The sequence below is a fragment of the Mesorhizobium sp. M7A.F.Ca.ET.027.02.1.1 genome (genome assembly GCF_004022985.1).
GTDB lineage: Bacteria > Pseudomonadota > Alphaproteobacteria > Rhizobiales > Rhizobiaceae > Mesorhizobium.
The window spans coordinates 15,386-34,405 of sequence record NZ_RZOL01000021.1 but is presented as its reverse complement, the minus strand read 5'-3'; the positions used below and the strand labels follow the sequence as shown (position 1 = coordinate 34,405).

The 19,020-nt window shown below is 63.8% G+C and carries 22 protein-coding genes and 2 tRNA genes; 9 read left to right on the top strand and 15 right to left on the bottom strand.

The genetic code is table 11. The features are described 5' to 3' along the window. Window positions 1-93: 93 nt before the first annotated feature. Window positions 94-315, bottom strand: coding sequence for a hypothetical protein (locus EN749_RS04660; protein WP_127319259.1), 222 nt, complete (start codon window positions 313-315; stop codon window positions 94-96). Window positions 316-621: 306 nt separating this feature from the next. On the opposite strand from EN749_RS04660, the gene EN749_RS04655 reads away from it, so the two are divergent. Genes EN749_RS04655 through EN749_RS04645 form a run of 3 tightly spaced genes read left to right on the top strand, consistent with a single transcriptional unit; the run spans window position 622 to window position 1,505 of the window. Continuing rightward, a complete protein-coding gene (locus EN749_RS04655; RefSeq protein ID WP_164895683.1) occupies window positions 622-909 on the top strand; it encodes a hypothetical protein in 288 nt (95 codons plus the stop codon). After that, window positions 906-1,187 (top strand): helix-turn-helix transcriptional regulator, encoded by a 282-nt coding sequence (locus tag EN749_RS04650; RefSeq protein ID WP_127322157.1) that lies wholly within the window; start codon window positions 906-908, stop codon window positions 1,185-1,187. The genes EN749_RS04655 and EN749_RS04650 overlap by 4 nt, the downstream gene beginning before the upstream one ends. Window positions 1,188-1,226: 39 nt before the next feature. After that, on the top strand, window positions 1,227-1,505 hold the full coding sequence (locus EN749_RS04645; RefSeq protein ID WP_127381231.1) for a hypothetical protein: 279 nt from the start codon (window positions 1,227-1,229) through the stop codon (window positions 1,503-1,505). Between the two features lie 98 nt (window positions 1,506-1,603). On the opposite strand, the gene EN749_RS04640 is transcribed toward EN749_RS04645, so the two are convergent. The 3 genes from EN749_RS04640 to EN749_RS04630 form a co-directional block, all read right to left on the bottom strand. Then, entirely contained in the window at window positions 1,604-2,041 is a 438-nt protein-coding gene (locus EN749_RS04640; RefSeq protein ID WP_128362628.1) for a pyridoxamine 5'-phosphate oxidase family protein, read from the bottom strand. Window positions 2,042-2,224: 183 nt separating this feature from the next. Next, window positions 2,225-2,301 (bottom strand) — tRNA-Arg (locus tag EN749_RS04635). 47 nt (window positions 2,302-2,348) lie between these two features. Continuing rightward, window positions 2,349-2,654 carry an ETC complex I subunit gene (locus EN749_RS04630; protein WP_023812590.1) on the bottom strand — a complete coding sequence of 102 codons (306 nt, stop codon included), beginning with the start codon at window positions 2,652-2,654 and terminating at the stop codon, window positions 2,349-2,351. Window positions 2,655-2,794: 140 nt separating this feature from the next. On the opposite strand from EN749_RS04630, the gene EN749_RS04625 reads away from it, so the two are divergent. After that, window positions 2,795-2,871: transfer RNA gene (locus EN749_RS04625), tRNA-Pro, on the top strand. Window positions 2,872-2,973: 102 nt separating this feature from the next. Further along, the gene (locus EN749_RS04620) at window positions 2,974-3,246 is read left to right on the top strand and encodes a hypothetical protein (RefSeq protein WP_245491255.1); all 273 of its coding nucleotides are present in this window, start codon (window positions 2,974-2,976) and stop codon (window positions 3,244-3,246) included. Window positions 3,247-3,260: 14 nt separating this feature from the next. On the opposite strand, the gene hdaA is transcribed toward EN749_RS04620, so the two are convergent. Genes hdaA through EN749_RS04605 form a run of 3 tightly spaced genes read right to left on the bottom strand, consistent with a single transcriptional unit; the run spans window position 3,261 to window position 5,698 of the window. Beyond that, a complete protein-coding gene (gene hdaA, locus EN749_RS04615) occupies window positions 3,261-3,965 on the bottom strand; it encodes a DnaA regulatory inactivator HdaA (RefSeq protein WP_127810827.1) in 705 nt (234 codons plus the stop codon). A gap of 1 nt (window position 3,966) precedes the next feature. Continuing rightward, window positions 3,967-5,169, bottom strand: coding sequence for an AI-2E family transporter (locus tag EN749_RS04610; protein WP_128288945.1), 1,203 nt, complete (start codon window positions 5,167-5,169; stop codon window positions 3,967-3,969). After that, window positions 5,141-5,698, bottom strand: a complete 558-nt coding sequence (locus tag EN749_RS04605; protein WP_128362627.1) for a CDP-alcohol phosphatidyltransferase family protein — start codon at window positions 5,696-5,698, stop codon at window positions 5,141-5,143. The genes EN749_RS04610 and EN749_RS04605 overlap by 29 nt, the downstream gene beginning before the upstream one ends. 239 nt (window positions 5,699-5,937) lie before the next feature. Here EN749_RS04605 and purM point away from each other — a divergent pair, with 239 nt between their 5' ends. From purM to EN749_RS04590, 3 genes are read left to right on the top strand one after another with little or no spacing between them, the layout of a single operon-like run. Continuing rightward, a complete protein-coding gene (purM, locus tag EN749_RS04600) occupies window positions 5,938-7,017 on the top strand; it encodes a phosphoribosylformylglycinamidine cyclo-ligase (RefSeq protein ID WP_027037916.1) in 1,080 nt (359 codons plus the stop codon). After that, window positions 7,014-7,727, top strand: coding sequence for a phosphoribosylglycinamide formyltransferase (purN, locus tag EN749_RS04595; protein ID WP_127398439.1), 714 nt, complete (start codon window positions 7,014-7,016; stop codon window positions 7,725-7,727). The genes purM and purN overlap by 4 nt, the downstream gene beginning before the upstream one ends. 15 nt (window positions 7,728-7,742) lie before the next feature. Next, entirely contained in the window at window positions 7,743-8,252 is a 510-nt protein-coding gene (locus EN749_RS04590; RefSeq protein ID WP_128362626.1) for a histidine phosphatase family protein, read from the top strand. Between the two features lie 168 nt (window positions 8,253-8,420). Here EN749_RS04590 and EN749_RS04585 read toward each other — a convergent pair whose 3' ends face one another. The 7 genes from EN749_RS04585 to EN749_RS04555 form a co-directional block, all read right to left on the bottom strand. Continuing rightward, window positions 8,421-8,648, bottom strand: a complete 228-nt coding sequence (locus EN749_RS04585) for a DUF680 domain-containing protein (RefSeq protein ID WP_127270735.1) — start codon at window positions 8,646-8,648, stop codon at window positions 8,421-8,423. Between the two features lie 396 nt (window positions 8,649-9,044). After that, entirely contained in the window at window positions 9,045-9,833 is a 789-nt protein-coding gene (gene dapB / locus EN749_RS04580) for a 4-hydroxy-tetrahydrodipicolinate reductase (protein ID WP_281061869.1), read from the bottom strand. Between the two features lie 7 nt (window positions 9,834-9,840). Further along, the gene (locus EN749_RS04575) at window positions 9,841-11,934 is read right to left on the bottom strand and encodes an ATP-dependent helicase (RefSeq protein ID WP_128362624.1); all 2,094 of its coding nucleotides are present in this window, start codon (window positions 11,932-11,934) and stop codon (window positions 9,841-9,843) included. 89 nt (window positions 11,935-12,023) lie between these two features. Continuing rightward, the gene (locus tag EN749_RS04570; protein ID WP_081738796.1) at window positions 12,024-12,197 is read right to left on the bottom strand and encodes a hypothetical protein; all 174 of its coding nucleotides are present in this window, start codon (window positions 12,195-12,197) and stop codon (window positions 12,024-12,026) included. 402 nt (window positions 12,198-12,599) lie between these two features. Next, the gene (locus tag EN749_RS04565; RefSeq protein WP_127397347.1) at window positions 12,600-13,772 is read right to left on the bottom strand and encodes a M20 aminoacylase family protein; all 1,173 of its coding nucleotides are present in this window, start codon (window positions 13,770-13,772) and stop codon (window positions 12,600-12,602) included. A gap of 17 nt (window positions 13,773-13,789) precedes the next feature. Continuing rightward, window positions 13,790-15,016 carry a Zn-dependent hydrolase gene (locus tag EN749_RS04560; RefSeq protein WP_128362623.1) on the bottom strand — a complete coding sequence of 409 codons (1,227 nt, stop codon included), beginning with the start codon at window positions 15,014-15,016 and terminating at the stop codon, window positions 13,790-13,792. Beyond that, window positions 15,013-16,221, bottom strand: coding sequence for a diaminopropionate ammonia-lyase (locus EN749_RS04555; protein WP_127397345.1), 1,209 nt, complete (start codon window positions 16,219-16,221; stop codon window positions 15,013-15,015). The genes EN749_RS04560 and EN749_RS04555 overlap by 4 nt, the downstream gene beginning before the upstream one ends. Before the next feature lie 106 nt (window positions 16,222-16,327). Here EN749_RS04555 and EN749_RS04550 point away from each other — a divergent pair, with 106 nt between their 5' ends. Then, entirely contained in the window at window positions 16,328-16,807 is a 480-nt protein-coding gene (locus EN749_RS04550; RefSeq protein WP_127397344.1) for an Lrp/AsnC family transcriptional regulator, read from the top strand. 66 nt (window positions 16,808-16,873) lie between these two features. On the opposite strand, the gene EN749_RS04545 is transcribed toward EN749_RS04550, so the two are convergent. Continuing rightward, window positions 16,874-18,982, bottom strand: coding sequence for a molybdopterin oxidoreductase family protein (locus EN749_RS04545; protein WP_128362622.1), 2,109 nt, complete (start codon window positions 18,980-18,982; stop codon window positions 16,874-16,876). Window positions 18,983-19,020 lie beyond the last annotated feature (38 nt).

Genomic DNA, 19,020 nt, shown 5'->3' with positions numbered 1-19,020 from the left:
CTGGAAGCAGCCATCCTGTTTCAGAGCTTGAAGGCGTGGGCCAATTGCCGGCCGGGCAAGGGCAAAACGGCGCGCGAACCAAACCGCCCGTCGTCAATTGAGCGTTGGCTCACTCAGCGCATCGACGACAAAGGATGCCGCGATCAGGTCGTCGGCATCGAGGCGCAGGGAGCCTCCGTCGCCTCCCATGGCTGAAGCCACTTTTTGAAAGGTCTTCATTTCGTATTCCGTGATCCGGGCGTCCTGCATCTTGGCCTTGAGATCGGCGATACGCCGATCCAGAGCCGAAGATATGCCTATTTCTCGCTTCGACATGGCAACACTCCTCCCCACCCTTGTTTGCCTCCCGCCTGTCCACTTTTATATGAGGGTCCTCGAATACAGCGGGCCGAACGCGCCGTGCGCAGGAAGGTTCCGAAAAGGCGGAGTCACGAAATAATACGCTGGCGCGGGGCGGCTGCCCGAGCCACGCCAACGCCTCATCACCGAACAGGGTTGGACGGCTTGCGGTATTTGCCGCTGTCGGGGCGACCCTGCATGGAGAAAGCTGGTTCCGCGATTTTGCTATATCAGCCCTAGCTAATCCTTGACGCCGGCAGATGACGCCCCAGAATCAGTGGCATGGCAATAAAGGTCGGCGACGAAGTGGCGGTCATGGCGACGGTGCTGAAGCGCGTCACGGAAGACCGCGTCAGCGTGTCGATCCCCGGTTACAATTTTCCGCATTCGGTCATTGATCCGGCGACAAGGCTGACCAAGGGCCAGCAGATGGAATTATCCGGCGGCGTTACGCGGATCGACGGCGACAAGGTCACGGTATCGCTCGGGACAATGGTCACGGTGGATATGGACAAAGTGCGCCTGGTGCAAAGCCACGTCCCGCCGAAGCGAAGGGATCTGAGGATGTGAACAAGCGAAGTTCCACCGTCTCAGGGATCCAGCCCCTTACATCCCAGCAGTGCAGAGCCGCACGAGCGATGCTGAAATGGTCGCAGGTGCGACTCGCCGCGAAGTGCGGCCTCAGCGAAGGAACGATTGGCAGTTTCGAGAGCGGACGAAGGATTCCGAGTTCGGCCAAGCTGGCTGCCATCCGGCGAGGGTTGGAGGCAGCGGGCGTGGTTTTCATCAATCAGAAGGCCGCAGTGACCAAGAGCGGTCCGCCTCGTCAAACTATCGGTGGAACATAATTTAGATATCGCTGTTAGAGCGCAAACGGGAGGCGAGCGATGTTCAAACGTGAAATCGGCATTGTTTCGGACTGGTCGAAATTGGTGGCGGACGATCCTCTGATCGCCGCCGATATAGCCCGGCGTTTTTCTGTGCGCGCTTGCAATGACAACGCCGCCGACGACGACGACGTCCCGTGGCCCGGCACCGAAACCCGAAATCCCGACTTTGCCGGCCTCGCGACACCCGCCGAGTATCCTCGGCCGATCGTGCTTCTAGCGACGATCTATGCGTCGACGGTCCTGGGGGTAACGCTGCTTCTGGCGGCGGCGGTTTGAGCGCACGAGGCCCGATCCCGCTCTCTGAAAGCCCACGTCGGAACGAACTAAAGGCTTTGGCGACCCCGACAGGCCCGCTGCCGGTGGCGGGCTCCCTCCTATTTCGCAAGCGAGTCGCCGGACAGCTCAAAAACTATCGGCTCGCCTCTGAAATCGGAATAGCGAATCCATTGGGGCGAAATCGTAAAGAGTTGTGCCCCTTGCTTTAGAAACTCCGCTTCAAGTGGACAGTTGGCAACGTGAGCATCTCTCAATCGCTGCAATTCGTTAGCCTTGGCAGGTCGGGCCAGGCCTTCAATTTGAACCGTCACGTTTTCGTCCCAGCCGATCACCACGGCGATCCGACTGTCTCGTTTAATATTTGCCAGCTTCCGACTGCCGGGAAAGCTGTCGAACACGATGTTGAGGTCGTCGCCCAACGTCACCTGTATGACGGCTGCCTCTGGAGACCCGTCCGGATGCACGGTGCTGATAGCCCCGAGCTTATGCCTAGCCAGAAAATCCCGAACAAGTTGCCGTCGCTCCTCCCCGCGCATTGACGTGTCCTCCCCGCGATGCCGCGACTTTACCACTGGCACCCAATCCGTTCTAGCTGGACGCCCGCTACCTCTCGGCAGCGGGCTTCAAATTTTCTGCTGACACCGTGCTGACACGATGGATGGTGCCTTTGCCGCTCGCAGTCGGTTGTACGAACTATAGTAGCAAAAACAAGGAGATACTGGCGATCCCGACAGGATTCGAACCTGTGACCATCGGCTTAGAAGGCCGGTGCTCTATCCAGCTGAGCTACGGGACCGCTGGCCGGCCTTTGGGCCGGCTGGATATTCTGGCACTGACCGCCGTTCAATGCGTCCAGGGCGTCCTGCGGTCATAGCGGAAATTCTCCGCATAGGAAATCTGGCGGCGCTTGGTCTCTTTCGGCTCTTCGACGCGGAAAGCGAGCCCTTGCTTTTCGGCGTAGGCCACCGCCTCTTCCCGCGTGTCGAAGCTAAGCCTGATCTGGCTTCTCATGTCTGCCGACGTCGTATAGCCCATCAGCGGGTCGATCTTCTTGCGCGTCTCGGGATCGAATTCCAGCACCCAGTGGCCGGTCTTGGCCTTGCCGGACTGCATCGCGGTTTTGGCTGGGCTGAAAATGCGCGCGGACATGGCCACCTCGTTCTTGTGCAAGGCAGCATCGCCACCCTTCGCCCGTCATTACTGCGCAATGCGCACGGCGGCAAGGTTTTTGCTCTCGCAGGTTTTTGCACTTGCCATGCACCACCGAAATGAATAGGCAACAGACCGTTCGGAGTGTAGCGCAGCCTGGTAGCGCATCTGGTTTGGGACCAGAGGGTCGGGAGTTCGAATCTCTCCACTCCGACCATCCCCTCATAGCCCAATGCCCGGCGCAGCCATATGGTCACTTGCTCCGGCTCCGGTCGTGCATCCGTGACCGGTTCGGCAACAGGGGGTTCAGATGCTTGGAATGGATGCCTGGGTGTCGCTTTTCGGACCGGCGTACTTTGCCTATGCCGGCATCACCGTTCCGTTCATGGTGACGTGGGCAATTGCCTGCGCCGCGCTGGCGATGTGGAACAACCGTGAAAGCCGCAGACAGGCGAGGCAGGCCCCAGGCGCCGTCGTCTCCCGCTCCTGGCGTATCAGTATCGGAATGTTTGTGCTGGTCGCCGCCGGCTATATCGCCGCTCACTCTGCCGTCTACCTCGCGGTCCGTCATTTCGCCGTAATGTGGCTCTGAGACTGACCTCTCAGCTAAATCTCGAATTCGCCCTGCCCTTCATCCATGGCGTTGACGGTTTCGGCTGCCAGCGCCCTGGTGATCGGCGTCTTGCGTTCGAGCGCGGTCCGGTCGAGCCGCTCCACCACGCGCATCGCTGTCGCTAGCGAGCGCTCGATGCGGCGGACCAGATACTGCACGACATGCGGTTCGACCTCGATCTGACGGTCGGCGAAGAGTTTCGTGATGACCCCGGCGAGCAGGAGATCGTCGGGCTCATGAATTTCCACTGTCGCCGCCGCTTTCAGCCGTGAGGCGAGATCAGGCAGCGTGACGCGCCAGGCGGACGGGAAGCGGCGCGCCGTCAGGAGCAGCGTCGACCCCGCACCACGCACCGTATTGATCAGATGGAACAGGCCCTGTTCATCGACCGCGCCGGTATCGACATCGTCGATCAGTGCCGGCCGCGCGCCGAGATTGGCAATGCTGTCGCCGATGCGCCTGGCGTCGACCGCCACCGCATTGGCACGCGCGCGCCAGATCGAGGCCAGATGCGTCTTGCCCGAACCCGCGGGACCGGCCAGCACCACCACCGGCGATGGCCAGTCCGGCCAGCGGTCGACCAGCGCCACCGCCTGGTTGTTGGTGCCGGAGACGACGAGTTCGTCGCGCGAATAGCCGGTGCCATGGCCGAGATCGAGCGGCAACTGGCGTGGCGGGTCGGTTGGCTGGGCGGTCACTTCAGCTACGCGGTTGCGTGCGGTGGCCGCCGCCGCGATCGGCCGGGAGCTGCGGCACAGGTGCCGCGCCGCGGCCCTTGTAGAGCGGCGATTCGAGATAGCGGGCTATGGCGAACCGCACCAGCACGGCTACAGCAGCCGAAGCCGGCACCGCGATCAACAAGCCGACGAAGCCGAACAGCGCACCGAAGGCAAAAAGCGAAAACATCAGCCATACCGGGTGCAGGCCGACGCTCTTGCCGACCAGCCGCGGCTGCAGGATGTTGCCCTCGATGAACTGGCCGATGAAGAACACGACCGCGACCGCGACGATCATCGTCCAGTCCGGCCAGAACTGGACGAAGGCGACGCCGACAGCCAGCACCAGCCCGGTCAGCGAGCCGACATAGGGGATGAAGGAAATCAGCCCGGCGAACAGGCCGATGAGGATGCCGAAATTCAGTCCGGTCAGCGTCAGCCCGGTGGCATACATGGCGCCCAGCACCAGGCACAGCGTGCCCTGGCCGCGCACGAAGCCGGCTGTTGCGGTGTTGATGTCACGTGCGATGGCGCGCACGGTCTGGACGTTGTCGCGCGGCACCCAACCGTCGATGACCGCCACCATGCGGTCCCAGTCGAGCAGCATGTAGAAGGCGACCACCGGCGTCACCACGAACAGGCTGACCACCGAGACCAGCGCCATGCCGGAGCTCCACAGCGAGGTGAAGACGGTGGTGACCAGGCCGAAGCCCGAGGTCAGCAGCGAATTCAGCCCGTCGCGCAAGCTGTTGGCGTTGACGCCGAACTTCTGTTCCAGCCATTTCGGATCGAACGAGGTGATCAGGCTTTGCAGCCGGGTCAGATATTCCGGCAATTTGCCGGCGAAATCGGCCATCTGCGTGGCCAGAACCGGAATGAGGATGACAAAGGCCAGCACCAGCACGATGAGGAAGGTGATGAGGATGACCACCGTCGCCATGAAACGGGACAGGCCGAGCCGCTGCAGCCGGTCGGCAACGGGATCGAGGAAATAGGCCAGCACCATGCCGGCGACGAAGGGCAGCAGGATGGCGCTGAAAACATAGAGGAAAAGCGCCAGCAGCGCGGCACCGGCCAGCCAGAAGAAGATCTGCCGGCGAAAGGTCGCGGACGCGGCGATGTCGGCGGCCGCGGCCTCGATCGCTGCCGCTTCTGTCTCAGATGTCCGGAGTGGAGCCTTCGCCATAGCCGCTCATGTGCCTCAGCCAAGTCACGAGATAGGCTGCGGCCGAAGCCACGGTCAAGACCCCGGACAGCAATATGAGGGCTGACCTCAGCGGGTCGAGGTGAACGGCAAGGGCAAGTTCTCCCAGCACAAGCGCGGCCAGCACGATCTGGATCGCGGTGTTGGCCTTCGACACGAACAACGGTTTCATCTCGACCGGATGGGTCATGATGGCGGACAACACCACCGCGCAGACGATCAACGCGTCGCGCGACACCATGATGACGACAAGCCACAGCGGCAATTGCCCGATGAAGCTCATGACCACGAACACCGAAACCAGCAGCAGCTTGTCGGCCACCGGGTCGAGATACGCGCCGAGCGTGGACTGCTGGTTGAAACGGCGGGCGATGAACCCGTCAACGCCGTCGGAAATGCCGGCGACGAGGAACCCGGCAAAAGCCCAGTCCCAGCGCGCCTGCAGCATCGCCAGCACCACCGCCGGCACCAGGATAAGGCGCAGGATGGTGATCAGGTTGGGGATGGTCAAATGCTTGGCACCTCCTCTTGGTCGGAGATAGATGATGAAGATAGCGGGTGGCAACAAGAGAGAAGCTGCCGATCTCCCGCACAGGAGAGCGGCTTTCAGCTTGGCTTTCGCCAATCACGAGCGCCTATATGCGCGCCCTGTCCACGGTTTTATGGGCCGAAATGGCCGTTATCCTTGCGGACAGAAACCGTTCATGCGAAGAGCCCGCGACAAGGAAAATTGTTGAACGGGCACCAGAAATGAGCAAGCGCGACGTGAACAAGCGCAAGAACGGGCTCACCTATGCCGAGGCCGGTGTCGATATCGACGCGGGCAATCTCATGGTCGAGAAGATCAAGCCGCTGGTGCGCGCGACGCGCCGGCCGGGCGCCGACGGCGAGATCGGCGGTTTCGGCGGCCTGTTCGACCTCAAGGCCGCCGGCTTTACCGACCCGGTGCTGGTGGCGGCCAATGACGGCGTCGGCACCAAGCTCAAGATCGCCATCGATGCCGGCAAGCACGACACGATTGGCATCGACCTCGTCGCCATGTGCGTCAACGACATCGTCGTGCAAGGTGCCGAACCGCTGTTCTTCCTCGACTATTTCGCCACCGGCAAGCTCGATCCCGACCAGGGAGCCGCGATCGTCGGCGGCATTGCCGAGGGCTGCCGCCAGGCCGGCTGCGCGCTGATCGGCGGCGAGACGGCCGAGATGCCCGGCATGTATCACGGCAATGATTACGACCTCGCCGGCTTTGCGGTGGGCGCCGCCGAGCGCGGCCAATTGCTGCCCACCGACGATATTGTCGAAGGCGACGTGCTGCTGGGCCTGGCTTCCTCTGGCTTGCACTCGAACGGATATTCGCTGGTGCGCCGTATCGTCGCCGTCAGCGGTCTGTCGTGGAGCGATCCGGCACCGTTCAACGACGAGGCCACTCTGGCCGAGGCGCTGCTCGAGCCGACCCGCATCTACGTGAAGTCGATTCTCAAGGCGATCCGCAACACGCATGGTATCAAGGCGCTCGCCCACATCACCGGCGGCGGCTTCCCGGAAAATATCCCGCGCGTGCTGCCCAAGGATTTTTCGGCCGAACTCGATCTCGAGGCGATCGACGTTCCTGCGGTGTTTTCGTGGCTGGCCAAGACCGGCGGCGTGGCGCCGGAAGAGATGATGCGCACCTTCAATTGCGGCATCGGCATGATTCTGGCAGTCGCATCCGGTCAGGCAGCACAGGTCGCCGCCGTGCTGCAGGAGGCCGGCGAGACGGTGACGCCGATCGGCCGCATCGTGCCGCGCCGCGACGCCGGCGTCATCTATCGGGGCTCGATCGGCCTATGAACGCGCAGAGGAAACGCACCGTCGTCCTGATCTCGGGGCGCGGCTCCAACATGACCGCGCTGATTGCCGCGGCCAGCGACCCGGCGTTCCCGGCCGAGATCGTCGGTGTCATTTCCGACAAGGCGGACGCCGCCGGGCTCGGCATCGCCAGAGCGCGCGGCATCGCCACGCAGGTCGTCTCGCGTGCCGACCATGGCAGCAAGCAGGCGCATGACGCCGCAATAGACGCGGCGCTCGCGGCCTTCAACGCCGAGATCGTGGCGCTGGCCGGCTATATGCGCATCCTCACCCCCGGCTTCGTCCAGAGATGGCAGGGCCGCATGATCAACATCCACCCTGCCCTGCTGCCGGCGTTCAAGGGGCTCGACACCCATGTGCGCGCACTGGCCGCCGGCATCCGCATCCATGGCTGCACCGTGCACTTCGTCACCTCCGAGATGGATGACGGCCCCATCATCGCACAGGCGGCCGTGCCGGTGATGGTCGGCGACACCGCCGATACATTGGCGGCCCGCGTGCTGAAGGCCGAGCACCGGCTCTATCCGCTTGCATTGGGACTGGTTGCCGAAGGCAAGGCGCGCATGGAGGCCGGCCGCACCGTGCTTGCCCACTTTGCCGACGATGCCGACAACGGCACTTCGGTGGTGATGGCCCCCGACCCGCTGCGCGAGGAAACCGACCTCGAGCATCTGGCGCGCATCACGCCGTGAGGCGAGAGCGTGACGATGAAACAGCTTCTCCTGCTTCGTCACGCCAAATCCAGCTGGGACGACCCTGGCCTTGATGATTTCGATCGGCCTTTGGCCGAACGCGGAGTGAAGGCGGCGCGCTCGATCGGGCGCGAGCTTGCGGCGCGCGGCTGGCTGCCGGACCTGGCGCTGGTGTCGCCGGCGCTGCGCACCCGCGACACCTGGCGGCTGGTGGCGGCGGAGCTGCCCGTCCAGCCCCGGATCGCATTCATCAAGGCGCTGTACGATGCTTCAGCGGCGGACATTCTGAGCCAGATTGGTCAATCCGACGCTTCAAGCGGCAGCTTGCTGGTAATTGGCCACAATCCGGGCCTGGAACATTTGGCCAGACAGCTTGCCGGGCCGGGGTCAGACGCCAAGGCGCTCGCGAGACTTGAAGAAAAATTCCCGACGGCAGCCCTGGCACGCTTCGCTTTCGAAGGTGACTGGTCCGGCCTGTCGAGCGCCCCGCTGACGCATTGTGTGCACCCGAAGGATTTGGGCTAGAATTCAGGCGCCGCGGGCAAGCTGCCACCCGGCAGACTTCGAACCAACGGTTCATGCCAACTGCGCAAAATCGGCTGCTCAAACGATGCCCCGATTGTTGCTGGTTCCATAAAAAACAAGAGCGGCGGGCAAAGCCCACCGCTCTTTGTGGTCGCAGACTTCAGAAAATCAGCGACCCCAGATGCCCTGGCCCGACTGAGCCGGCACCTTGGCATTGGCATCACCCTGCGTCTTTACGGACTTCGGGATCGAGCCGGTGTGCGTGGTGTCGATGTTGGACACAGACTGGTTCGCAACCGGCTGGTTGGCATTGTAAGAGCCATAGTTGTCGCTGCCGGCAAAAGCAGTCCCCGTGGCAACGAGGATGGCGGCGGCGGTAAGAGCGATCTTGGTCATTTTAGTTACTCCAGTATTTCTTTGTTCTGTCCGTCTGGTGGCGTGCCCTTGGGAGGAATTTCGCGTCGCTCGGACCACCCCGAGATGGGTTTGCCCTGCCGCGGATTCCAATCACGAAGATGTTCCTCCGCAGCTTGAATCCGGGCCTTGAAATTTGGCACAGGCCCCCGGCGGTCATAATTTTATTGTTCGAAAGCAAATCTTTAGTGAGATTCTTCTCCCACTATGCGAGGCCGACAACCAGGCCAGCGTTCACCATCTGCTATACAGTCCGTCAACAGAAATCGAACCGAACGGTTCGGTTTGAAGAGACCTGACCCCTCCAGCGTTCTTTTTTCGGTGCGGAGGTGGACGAGATATGGGTGCGTACGTCCAACCGGGACGACAAACCGGCCGCTATAGGCCGGTCATGCCCAGCACGTCGCGCATGTCATATTCGCCTGGCGGGCGTCCCTCGAGCCAGAGCGCGGCGGCGATGGCGCCGCGTGCGAACATGACGCGGTCGCCGGCTGCATGCGACAAGGTCAAGGTCTCGCCCTCGGCGCAGAAGCTGACGCTGTGTTCGCCGATGATGCTGCCGCCACGCAGCACCGCAAAGCCAATCTCGCCGGTCGGCCGCGCGCCGATGACGCCGTCGCGTGCAAGCCTTGCGACCGTGTCCAGGTCGATGCCGCGTCCGCCGGCTGCGGCATGCCCCAGCATCAACGCCGTCCCCGATGGCGCATCGACCTTGTGGCGATGATGCGCCTCGACAATCTCCACGTCCCAGTCATCGGGATCGAGTGCCCGCGCCGCCTGCTCGACCAGCCCGATCAACATGTTGAGCCCGAGCGAAAAGCTGCCGGAGCGCACGATGGCAATTGTTTTCGCGGCATCAGCGATAGCAGCCGATTCATCAGCATCGAAGCCCGTTGAGCCGATGACCAGGGCCGGCCCGCCGCGCTCGGCGCAAATGCTGGCCAGATCAGCCGAGGCAGCCGGCGTGGTGAAGTCGATGACCACGTCGGCCACGGCAAGCGCCTCGTCGCGGCTCACCAGCCCTTCGCCGATACTGCCCGGCCGGTGGAAGCGGGCGGCGAGCGCCAGCCGCGCGTCGCCGTGCACGGCGGACGCCATCTCGCGGCCCATGCGGCCCAGCGCACCCGCTATGGCGACCCTGACCGGTGGTTCAACATGGGGCGCTATCCCGCAGCTATTTCCACATGCCGCGCATGCGCGCGCCGATGTCGACGCGCACCTCCGGCCGAGCCGCCCTGCCCTGTGCCACCTGTGCGCTCGGCCAGGACACCTGCTGGAACGCAGCCAGGATCGAAGCCGGGATGAAGCGGGTGCGCGAGGCATAGAGATGGCGGTCGCCGCGCGCCGCCTGGCCGTGCGGAAAGAAGCGTTGCGGCATGACCAGGTTGAGATTGTCCTTGGCCCGCGTCATCGCCACGTAGAGCAGCCGGCGCTCCTCCTCGATGTCTTCCTTGGTGCCGACGCCGAGATCGGCCGGGATACAGCCGTCGACCGTGTTGAGCACGAAGACGTTCTTCCATTCCTGGCCCTTGGCCGAATGGATGGTCGACAGGATCAGATAGTCCTCGTCGCGATGCGGCGGCCCGGCCTGGTCACTGGTGGCGTCCGGCGGATCGAGCGTCAGTTCTGTCAGGAAGCGCTCGCGCGAAGCATAGCCCGAGCCGATCTGCTCAAGTTGCAACAGGTCGGCGCGGCGCGTCGTCGCGTCCTCGTGGATGCGCTCCAGATGCGGCTCATACCACAGCCTGATCTGTTCGAGGTCGGCAGGCCATTTGGCGCCGGTCCGCAGGCCGGAATAGAGCGAGACGAAGCCCGGCCAGTCATCCGCGGCGCGTTGCGGCGGACGCCAGCCGGCCAGCCCCATGGCCTCGTCCAGCGCCGTCGTCATGGTCTCGACGATCTGCGCGGCAGCCGAAGGGCCGATGCCCGGCATCAGCTGCAGCACGCGGAAGCCGGCGACCCGGTCGCGCGGGTTCTCGGCGAAGCGCAGCACCGCCAGCACGTCCTTGACATGGGCTGCATCGAGGAATTTCAGCCCGCCGAACTTGACGAAGGGAATGTTGCGCCGCGTCAATTCGATCTCCAGCGGGCCGCTGTGGTGCGAGGCGCGAAACAGCACCGCCTGCGATTTCAGTGCCGTGCCGGCCTCGCGCTCGGCCAGGATGGTATCGCAGACGAAATTGGCCTGCTCGACCTCGTCGCGCACGGTCACCAGTTTTGGCCTGTCGGTCGACTTGCGCTCCGACCACAGGTTCTTGGTGAAGCGCTCCGAGGCTTCGCCGATCACCGCATTGGCGGCCGCCAGGATGGTTTCGGTCGAGCGGTAATTGCGCTCCAGCATCACGACGTCAGCGGCTTGCGCGAACTGGTTGGGGAAGTCGAGGATGTTGCGCACCTCGGCGGCGCGGAACGAATAGATCGACTGCGCATCGTCGCCCACCACCGTCAGCCCGGCGCCGTCGGGTTTCAGTGCCATGAGGATCGAAGCCTGCAGGCGATTTGTGTCCTGGTATTCGTCGACCAGCACATGGTCGAAACGCCCGCCCAGATGCGCTGCTATCTCGGGCTCCGCCGCCATCTGCGCCCAGTAGAGCAGCAAATCGTCGTAATCGAGCACGTTTTGCGCCTGCTTGGCCTCGACATAACCGGCGAACAATTGTTTCAGCTGCTCGGCCCAACCGGCGCACCAGGGAAAGGCGGAACCCAACACCTCGTTGAGCGGCGCCTGTGCGTTGACGGCGCGCGAATAGATGGCAAGGCAGGTTCCCTTGGTGGGGAAACGCGCTTCCGTCTTCGAGAAGCCGAGTTCGTGGCGGACCAGATTCATCAGGTCGGCGGAATCCTCGCGGTCATGGATGGTGAAGGCCGGGTCGAGGCCGATCTCCAGCGCATAGTCGCGAAGCAGCCGCGCGCCGATGCCGTGAAAGGTTCCCGCCCAGGTCAGCGCATCGGTGATGACAGCTGCATCGCGGCCGAGCACTTCGCCGGCGATACGCTCGACGCGCCTGGCCATTTCGGACGCGGCGCGGCGCGAAAACGTCATCAGCAGGATGCGGCGCGGGTCTGCCCCCTTGACGACCAGATGAGCGACGCGATGCGCCAGCGTGTTGGTCTTGCCCGAACCGGCGCCGGCAATGACCAGCAGCGGACCGGCTATCTGGCCGTCGCCGTGCTCGACTGCCTGGCGCTGGGCATCGTTGAGCCGGGCGAGATAGGCAGGCTGGACGGTCGGGTCCCGAAAGGTCGAATCAGCAGTGGCGAGGTTCATCGCCCATCAAGCATCGTTTCTGCTTTGTTCGCAATATCGATGCGGGGCTGGCCTCGTGCTAGACAGGCCGAAGCGCGTCGTCCGTGTCTTTAGCGTTGCGGATCGACACCCATGTCGGCCGACTGCCGCCGCAAGGTCTCGCGATCATGCTTCGACGGCGGCAACAGCAGCGGGTCGACCGTATCGGGCACGTTTTCGACCATCTTCCTGGCGATACGATAAGTGACATAGGCGAAGGCGCCGGCGACGAGCAGACGGAACATAGTGCAACACTCCTTTGGAGCAGAACCAACCGGGGAAACCGCCTTTGGTTCCCTTGCCAATCGTCCACGCACGCAGTCGAAGATGGAGGGCGGTTTCGCCAGCGCTCCCCGATGCATTCTCGAGGCAACCGGAGGCGGAACTTGGCTTTTGCGAGGTTCGCGTGCTGCCGCAACCCGTTGTGGCGTCCCGGACGGACTTTTGGAGAAGAAGGCCGGCGCCGCTTGGGAGGAGTGAAGCGCCGGCCAAGCGGATAATTAGGTCCGCCGCACGGGTAAGGCTAGCTGAGTCTTTCCCCTGCGTCATCGGGGGATTATCTTTGTTAAAAGCGTACCGAGGCGCACTGCCCTATCGGTCGCCGGTCCGTCACAAGCTTGTCCTGGCCAGCATCCCGGCAATCTCCTTCATCTTCCCGCCTCGCCGCCCAGTCGTTGCCTGACCAGCGCGAAATGGAAATTAGTGCCGAACAACAGCCCGTCATCGTTGAAGTCGTAGCTGGAATTGTGCAGCGGCGCCGAGCCCTCGCCATTGCCGAGGAAGACGAAGCAGCCCGGCACATGGTCGAGGAAGCGGGCGAAATCCTCGGAGGCGGTCATCGGCTCGCGGGCGACGGCGATGTTGCCGGGTTCGAAGACGTGCCTTGCGGCGGCAAATGCGGCATCGACCAGCTCGGCATCGTTGCGCAGCGGCACGAACTCCCTGCTGTAATTGACCTCGGCCGCGACATTGTAGGCGGCAGCGGTGCCCTGCGTAATGATGCGCATCTGCCGCTCGATCTCGGCGCTGACCTCGGGGCGGAAGCTGCGCGCATCGCCGAGGATGCGGGCAAGGCCGGGCAGAGCGTTGCGGGTGCCGTCGGTGATCAGCTCGGTCACCGAAACCACCGATATGTCGGCCGGGCTCAGCCGGCGCGAGACGATGGTCTGCAGATTGGTGACCAGTGCGCAGGCGGCGACCAGCGTCTCGTTGCCCGCATGCGGCCGCGCGGCATGGCCGCCGAGCCCTTTAAGCACGATCTCGAAGATATCCTCGGCCGACATGATAGGGCCGGCACGGGTCTCGAAATGACCGATCGGCAGGCCGGGCATGTTGTGCAGGCCAAAAATCTCATCGAAGGGAAAGCGCTGCATCAGCCCATCGTCGAGCATGGCGAGTGCCCCCCTGCCCCATTCCTCGGCCGGCTGGAAGACGAAGCGCACGGTGCCGTCGAAACCGCCCTCACCTGCCAGCAGCTTTGCCGCGCCGAGCAGCATGGTGGTGTGGCCGTCATGGCCGCAGGCATGCATGATGCCAGGATTGCCGGATCGGTAGGATGCGTCCGATTGCTCTGATATGCGCAGTGCATCCATGTCGGCCCTGAGCGCAATCGCCCGGTTGCCGCTGCCGCGCGTCAGCGTGCCGACGACGCCGGTGCCGCCGACGCCTTCGGTGACATCATCGAGGCCGAACTCACGCAATTTAGCGGCGACGAAGGCTGCGGTACGCTTCTCCTCGAAACCGAACTCGGGATGCGCGTGCAGATCGCGCCGCCAGAAAATCATTTCCTGCTTCAGCGCATCGCGATCGAGTTCAGACATTTTCCGCCCCTTCTGACCTAGTTTGCCAGTTGCGCGGCCACATCAAGCAGGATGTTGGCCCCGGCAACAAGCTCGGCATCATCGGTGTGTTCGCGCGGACTGTGACTGATGCCGCCGGCGCTCGGCACGAAGATCATGGCCGCCGGTGCGATGCGCGCCAGCATCTGTGCATCGTGGCCGGCGCCGGACGTCATGCGCCTGACGCCAAGGCCACGGCGTTTCGCGGCCGCCTCGATTCGTTCGACGATGCGAAGGTCGAAGATCACCGGCTCGAAGCGAGCCAGTTGCTCGACCGAGATCGTCACGTTCTCATCGGTGGCAAGCTGCTCGAGATAGGCGGCAAGCGCCGCCTCCTCCGCCTGCAGGCGCTGTTCGTCGGGGTCGCGCAGATCGATGGTGAAGACGGCGCGCGAGGGAATGACGTTGATGGCATTCGGCTCGAAGCGGATCGTACCCACGGTCGCCACCGTCGGCGCGTTCGAGGCTTTGATCCGGTCGAGCAGGAAGGTGATGGTCCGGGCGGCGGCGTGGCCGGCATCGTTGCGCATCGACATCGGCGTGGTGCCGGCATGATTGGCGACGCCCTCTATGGTGATACGCTGCCAGGAGATGCCCTGCAGATTCTCCACCGCGCCGATCGGCACGCTTTCACGCTCCAGCACCGGCCCCTGTTCGATGTGCAGTTCGAGATAGGCGTGCGGCTTGAGGAAACCGGGCTCCCTGTCGCCGGCATAGCCGATGCGGGCGAGTTCCTGCCCCAGCACGCTGCCGTCCGTGCCGACGGCCGCCAGCACCGTTTCGGCATCGATGCCGCCGGCGTGGACCAGCGAGCCCATCATGTCGGGCGTGTAGCGTACGCCCTCCTCATTGGTGAAAGCGGCGACCGCGATCGGGCGCGACGGCGAAAAGCCTGTCGCCTTGAGCGTCTCGATCACTTCCAGCCCGGCAAGCACCCCGTAGCAGCCGTCATAGATGCCGGCATCGATGACGGTGTCGATATGCGAGCCGATGAGCAGCGGCGCCTGCTCCCTGTTGTCCGGGCTTTGCCAGGTGCCGAAAATATTGCCGACCCGGTCGATGGCGACATCGAGCCCGGCCTGCCGCAGCCAGCCGACGAAGAGATCGCGGCCCTGCTTGTCGGTGTCGGAGGCGGCCAGCCGGATCAGCCTGTCCTCGCCGTCGCGACCGACGGCACCGAGTTCGCGGATACGGCCAAGCAGGCGCTGTGCATCGATGGCGATCATGCCGTTGCCTCGGCTTTCATCTTGCCTTCCAGCACATCGGCCGGGCTCATGCCGACCAGCTCGGCATAGCGATGCGGGTCGGTGGCACCTTCGGTGTTGATCACCAGCACCCGCGATTTGCCGTCCAGTCCAAGCTCGGTCGGGTTGTCAGCCATCGCCCGGATCAGCCCGGCAAGACCAACACCGCCGCTTTCGCCGGCGACGATCACCGGATCCCCGCCGGCCGGCCGGGCCAACCGCCGCATCACCGTGATGGCGTCGGTCTCATCCACCGTCATGAAGGCATCGGCGGCGCGCGCCAGCACCCGCCAGGCTACCGGGGAGGCCTCGTAGCATTCAAGCATGGCCATCACCGTCGGCCGGCCATGCGCGACCTTGACCGGGTGCCCGGACTGGGCGGCTGCAAAAACACAGGCTGCACGCGCCGGCTCGACCACGATGAAGGTCGGCCTGGCGTCACCGAGCACGATGGCGAGATGACCGGCCAGCGCGGCGGCAATGCCACCGACACCAGCCTGCACAAAGACGTGGGTTGGTGTCCGAGGGAGCTGACGCAGCGCTTCGCGCACGATCGCCGTATAGCCCTGCATGACCAGGCCAGGAATCCGTTCATAGCCCGACCATGAGGTGTCGGACACGACGGTCCAGCCCTTCTCGGCCGAAACCTGGGCGGCCTGCCTGACCGAATCATCATAGTTGCCGTCGACGCGGATCATCTCGGCACCATAGCGGGCGATCGCCGCTATGCGCTCCTCGCTGACGCCGGCGTGGACGAAGATCGCCGCCCGCGCGCCGACGAGTTGCGCGCCTTGCGCAACGGAGCGGCCATGATTGCCGTCGGTCGCACAGGCAAATGTCATCGCCGCGGCGACGGCACACACGTCGGGCCGATCGAGATCGGCAACATCGACGGGCCGGCCAAGCCGGTTGCCTGCCTCCTCCAGCACCAGGCGGAAGACGGCATAAGCGCCGCCCAGAGCCTTGAAGCTGCCGAGGCCGAGGCGAAAGCCTTCATCCTTGATATGGATAGCGCTAATTCCGAGTTCGCTGGCAAACGCCGGAAGCGCATGCAGCGGCGTTTTCAGGTGATTGTCGCGACGGGAAAGAAAACGCTCGACCGTGTCAGCGCCGGCCACGCCGAGGATTTCGGCATCGGCCGGATCGAGTGGCAGGCGATGCAGACTATTGCGGTTGAGCAGGAACACTGGCGGGCCTCCTTGGCGTTCGGCGAGAATATATTGCAGGACCGGTGCAAAGGGCGCTGTAATATGGCCTCCCAAATGCAAGTTTGTTTCGCCGAGGACCTCTCCATTGCCTGTATCGCCACCCATTCTCGACAGTTTCGATCTCGCCATCCTTGCTATCCTGCAGCGCGACAACACGACGCCGCAGCGGCTGATCGGCGAGGCGGTGAACCTGTCGGCACCGGCGGTGCAGCGCCGCATCAAGCGCATGGAGCAGACCGGCGTCATCGCCGGCAATGTCGCGGTCGTCGAGCCGGCAGCGGTCGGCCAGCCGATCACCATCTTCGTCGAGGTGGAACTCGAGAGCGAACGTGCCGAACTGATCGACGCGGCCAAGCGGCAATTCTCGGCAACCCCCGAAGTTCAGCAATGCTACTATGTCACCGGCGAGGCCGATTTCATCCTGGTCATCACCGTGGCCGACATGGCCGCCTATGAGGCGCTGACGCGAAAACTGTTCTTCGACAGCAACAATGTCCGCAAGTTCCGAACTTTTGTTGCGATGGACCGGGTCAAGGTCGGGTTGACGGTGCCATTGCCCGGCTAGCGTCAGGCGGCCGAAAAATCCTGCACGGTCTGATCTGGCGCGAGACGAGCGGAGTTCTCGCCGACCTCAGCCTGCCGCGCGCAGCCAGACCTTGTTGTCGTGGAAGGCAGCACCGCCATAGGGCGCCGGCGCATCGGCGCCGGTCAGAACGTTGATGCCTTCGCCGCGCTCATGGGCGCTGTTTGGCCAGATGCCTTCGGCGATGACGACGCCGCGCTTGATCCCGTCAAACAGCTTTGCATGCAGCACGACTTCGCCGCGCGTGTTGCCGACCTCGACGCGATCGCCGTCGGCCAACCCAAGGGCTGCGGCATCGTCGGGATGCAGAAGCAGTTCCGGGCGGCCCTCCCTGGCCTTCGACACCGGCGTTTCCGAAAAGGTCGAGTTGAGAAAATTGCGCGCCGGCGACGTCGTCAGCCGGAACGGATGCGCTTCGTCGGCGACCTCGATCAAGTCGACATGGTCGGGAAATTCCGGCAGAAGCGCCACCGGGCCGAACAGGCCCATGCTTTTCGGCGGCCGGTTGGGCGCCGCCTGCCCGGTCCAGTCGGCGCGGAAGCGGAATTTTCCATCCGCGTGGCCAAATCCATTGATGAAGTGTGCTGCCTCGAAATCCGGCTGCAGGTCGATCCACTTGTCTTCCTTCAAGCTGTCGAAGCTGCCCAGCCCGCGCTTGCCCAGGATGAAGTCGATATGCTGCTGCTCGGTGAGGCCGAAGCCCGGACGATCGGCGACGCCAAGGCGTTTTGCCAATTCCTCGATGACGAAATGGTTGGTGCGCGGTCCTTCCGGCGGCTCGATCAGCTTGGGGCCGAGCGTGATGTGCTGATTGCCGCCGCCCTTGTAGACGTCGTCGTGCTCGAGGAACATCGTCGCCGGCAGCACGACATCGGCAAGCTTGGCCGTGTCGGTCATGAACTGCTCATGCACGCAAGAGAACAGGTCGTCGCGCATAAAACCCTGTTTCACCAGCCGCTGTTCCGGCGCGACATTTACCGGGTTGGTGTTCTGGATCAGCATCGCCGTCACCGGCGGGCCGCCATAAAGCGCGTCGCTGGCTCCGGTCAGCACCGGGCCGATGCGCGAATGGTCGAGATGGCGGATCGAGGGATCGCGCATCCTGGTGCCTTCCAGAACTTCCTGGTTGAGCTTGAAGATGCCGGAGTTGGAATGGAAGGCGCCGCCGCCCTCATATTGCCAGCTGCCGGTGACAGCCGCGATGCAGGACGCTGCATGCATGTTGACGGCGCCATTGCGCTGGCGCGCGAAGCCGTAGCCGAGGCGGAAATAGGTCTTTTTAGTCGTGCCGACGAGGCGGGCGAAGGCCTCGGTCTCGGCGACCGTCAAGCCGGTGATCCCGGCCGCCCAGTCCGGCGTGCGCGTCTCGAGATGCGCTTCCAGCCCTTTCGGGTCGTCCGTGTACTTTTCGAGATAGGCGCGGTCGGCCATGCCTTCCCTGAATAGCACATGCATGACCGCGCAGGCCAGCGCGCCATCGGTGCCCGGCTTCAGCACCAGGCCGAGATCGGCCTGCTTCATCGTCGCATTCTCATAGACGTCGATGACTACGATCTTCGCGCCGCGCTCCTTGCGCGCCTTGATGGCGTGCGTCATGACGTTGACCTGCGTCACCACAGCATTGGTGCCCCAGATCACCACGCAATCGGATTTCGCCATCTCGCGCGGGTCCGGCCCGCGCAAGGCGCCGGCGCCCATCATCCAGCCGGTCCAGGCGAGATTGGTGCAGATCGAACCGAAAAAGCCGGAGTATTTCTTGGCGTGGCGCAGCCGGTCGATGCCGTCGCGCTGCACCAGCCCCATCGTGCCGGCATAATAATAGGGCCAGACCGTCTCCGAGCCGTATTTCTCCTCGGCCGCAATGAATTTTTCGGCGACGAGGTCGAGCGCCGCCTCCCAGCTTGCTTCTTTCCAGGCGCCGTCGCCCTTGGAACCGGCGCGGATTAGCGGCTTCAGCAAACGGTCGGGATGATGGACGCGGTCGGCATAGCGGGCAACCTTGGCGCAGACGACACCGGCCGTGTAGCTGTTGGACTTGGCGCCATGGACGCGGCCGATGCGGTTGCCGTCAAGCAACTCGACCTCGAGCGCGCAGGTCGAGGGGCAATCATGCGGACAGGCCGAATGGCCGATGCGAAGCTTGGCGTGTTGGTTCATGGGGCGAGGTTAACCGGTTCCGGACGCGGCGTGTAGGG

What these genes read in the sequence shown, in the direction of transcription:
- EN749_RS04660 (WP_127319259.1), bottom strand. Translation starts at nt 315, where the DNA reads ATGTCGAAGCGAGAAATAGGCATATCTTCGGCTCTGGATCGGCGTATC.
- EN749_RS04655 (WP_164895683.1), top strand. Translation starts at nt 622, where the DNA reads ATGGCAATAAAGGTCGGCGACGAAGTGGCGGTCATGGCGACGGTGCTG.
- EN749_RS04645 (WP_127381231.1), top strand. Translation starts at nt 1,227, where the DNA reads ATGTTCAAACGTGAAATCGGCATTGTTTCGGACTGGTCGAAATTGGTG.
- EN749_RS04640 (WP_128362628.1), bottom strand. Translation starts at nt 2,041, where the DNA reads ATGCGCGGGGAGGAGCGACGGCAACTTGTTCGGGATTTTCTGGCTAGG.
- EN749_RS04630 (WP_023812590.1), bottom strand. Translation starts at nt 2,654, where the DNA reads ATGTCCGCGCGCATTTTCAGCCCAGCCAAAACCGCGATGCAGTCCGGC.
- EN749_RS04620 (WP_245491255.1), top strand. Translation starts at nt 2,974, where the DNA reads ATGGATGCCTGGGTGTCGCTTTTCGGACCGGCGTACTTTGCCTATGCC.
- EN749_RS04610 (WP_128288945.1), bottom strand. Translation starts at nt 5,169, where the DNA reads ATGGCGAAGGCTCCACTCCGGACATCTGAGACAGAAGCGGCAGCGATC.
- purM (WP_027037916.1), top strand. Translation starts at nt 5,938, where the DNA reads ATGAGCAAGCGCGACGTGAACAAGCGCAAGAACGGGCTCACCTATGCC.
- purN (WP_127398439.1), top strand. Translation starts at nt 7,014, where the DNA reads ATGAACGCGCAGAGGAAACGCACCGTCGTCCTGATCTCGGGGCGCGGC.
- EN749_RS04590 (WP_128362626.1), top strand. Translation starts at nt 7,743, where the DNA reads ATGAAACAGCTTCTCCTGCTTCGTCACGCCAAATCCAGCTGGGACGAC.
- EN749_RS04585 (WP_127270735.1), bottom strand. Translation starts at nt 8,648, where the DNA reads ATGACCAAGATCGCTCTTACCGCCGCCGCCATCCTCGTTGCCACGGGG.
- EN749_RS04575 (WP_128362624.1), bottom strand. Translation starts at nt 11,934, where the DNA reads ATGAACCTCGCCACTGCTGATTCGACCTTTCGGGACCCGACCGTCCAG.
- EN749_RS04570 (WP_081738796.1), bottom strand. Translation starts at nt 12,197, where the DNA reads ATGTTCCGTCTGCTCGTCGCCGGCGCCTTCGCCTATGTCACTTATCGT.
- EN749_RS04565 (WP_127397347.1), bottom strand. Translation starts at nt 13,772, where the DNA reads ATGTCTGAACTCGATCGCGATGCGCTGAAGCAGGAAATGATTTTCTGG.
- EN749_RS04560 (WP_128362623.1), bottom strand. Translation starts at nt 15,016, where the DNA reads ATGATCGCCATCGATGCACAGCGCCTGCTTGGCCGTATCCGCGAACTC.
- EN749_RS04545 (WP_128362622.1), bottom strand. Translation starts at nt 18,982, where the DNA reads ATGAACCAACACGCCAAGCTTCGCATCGGCCATTCGGCCTGTCCGCAT.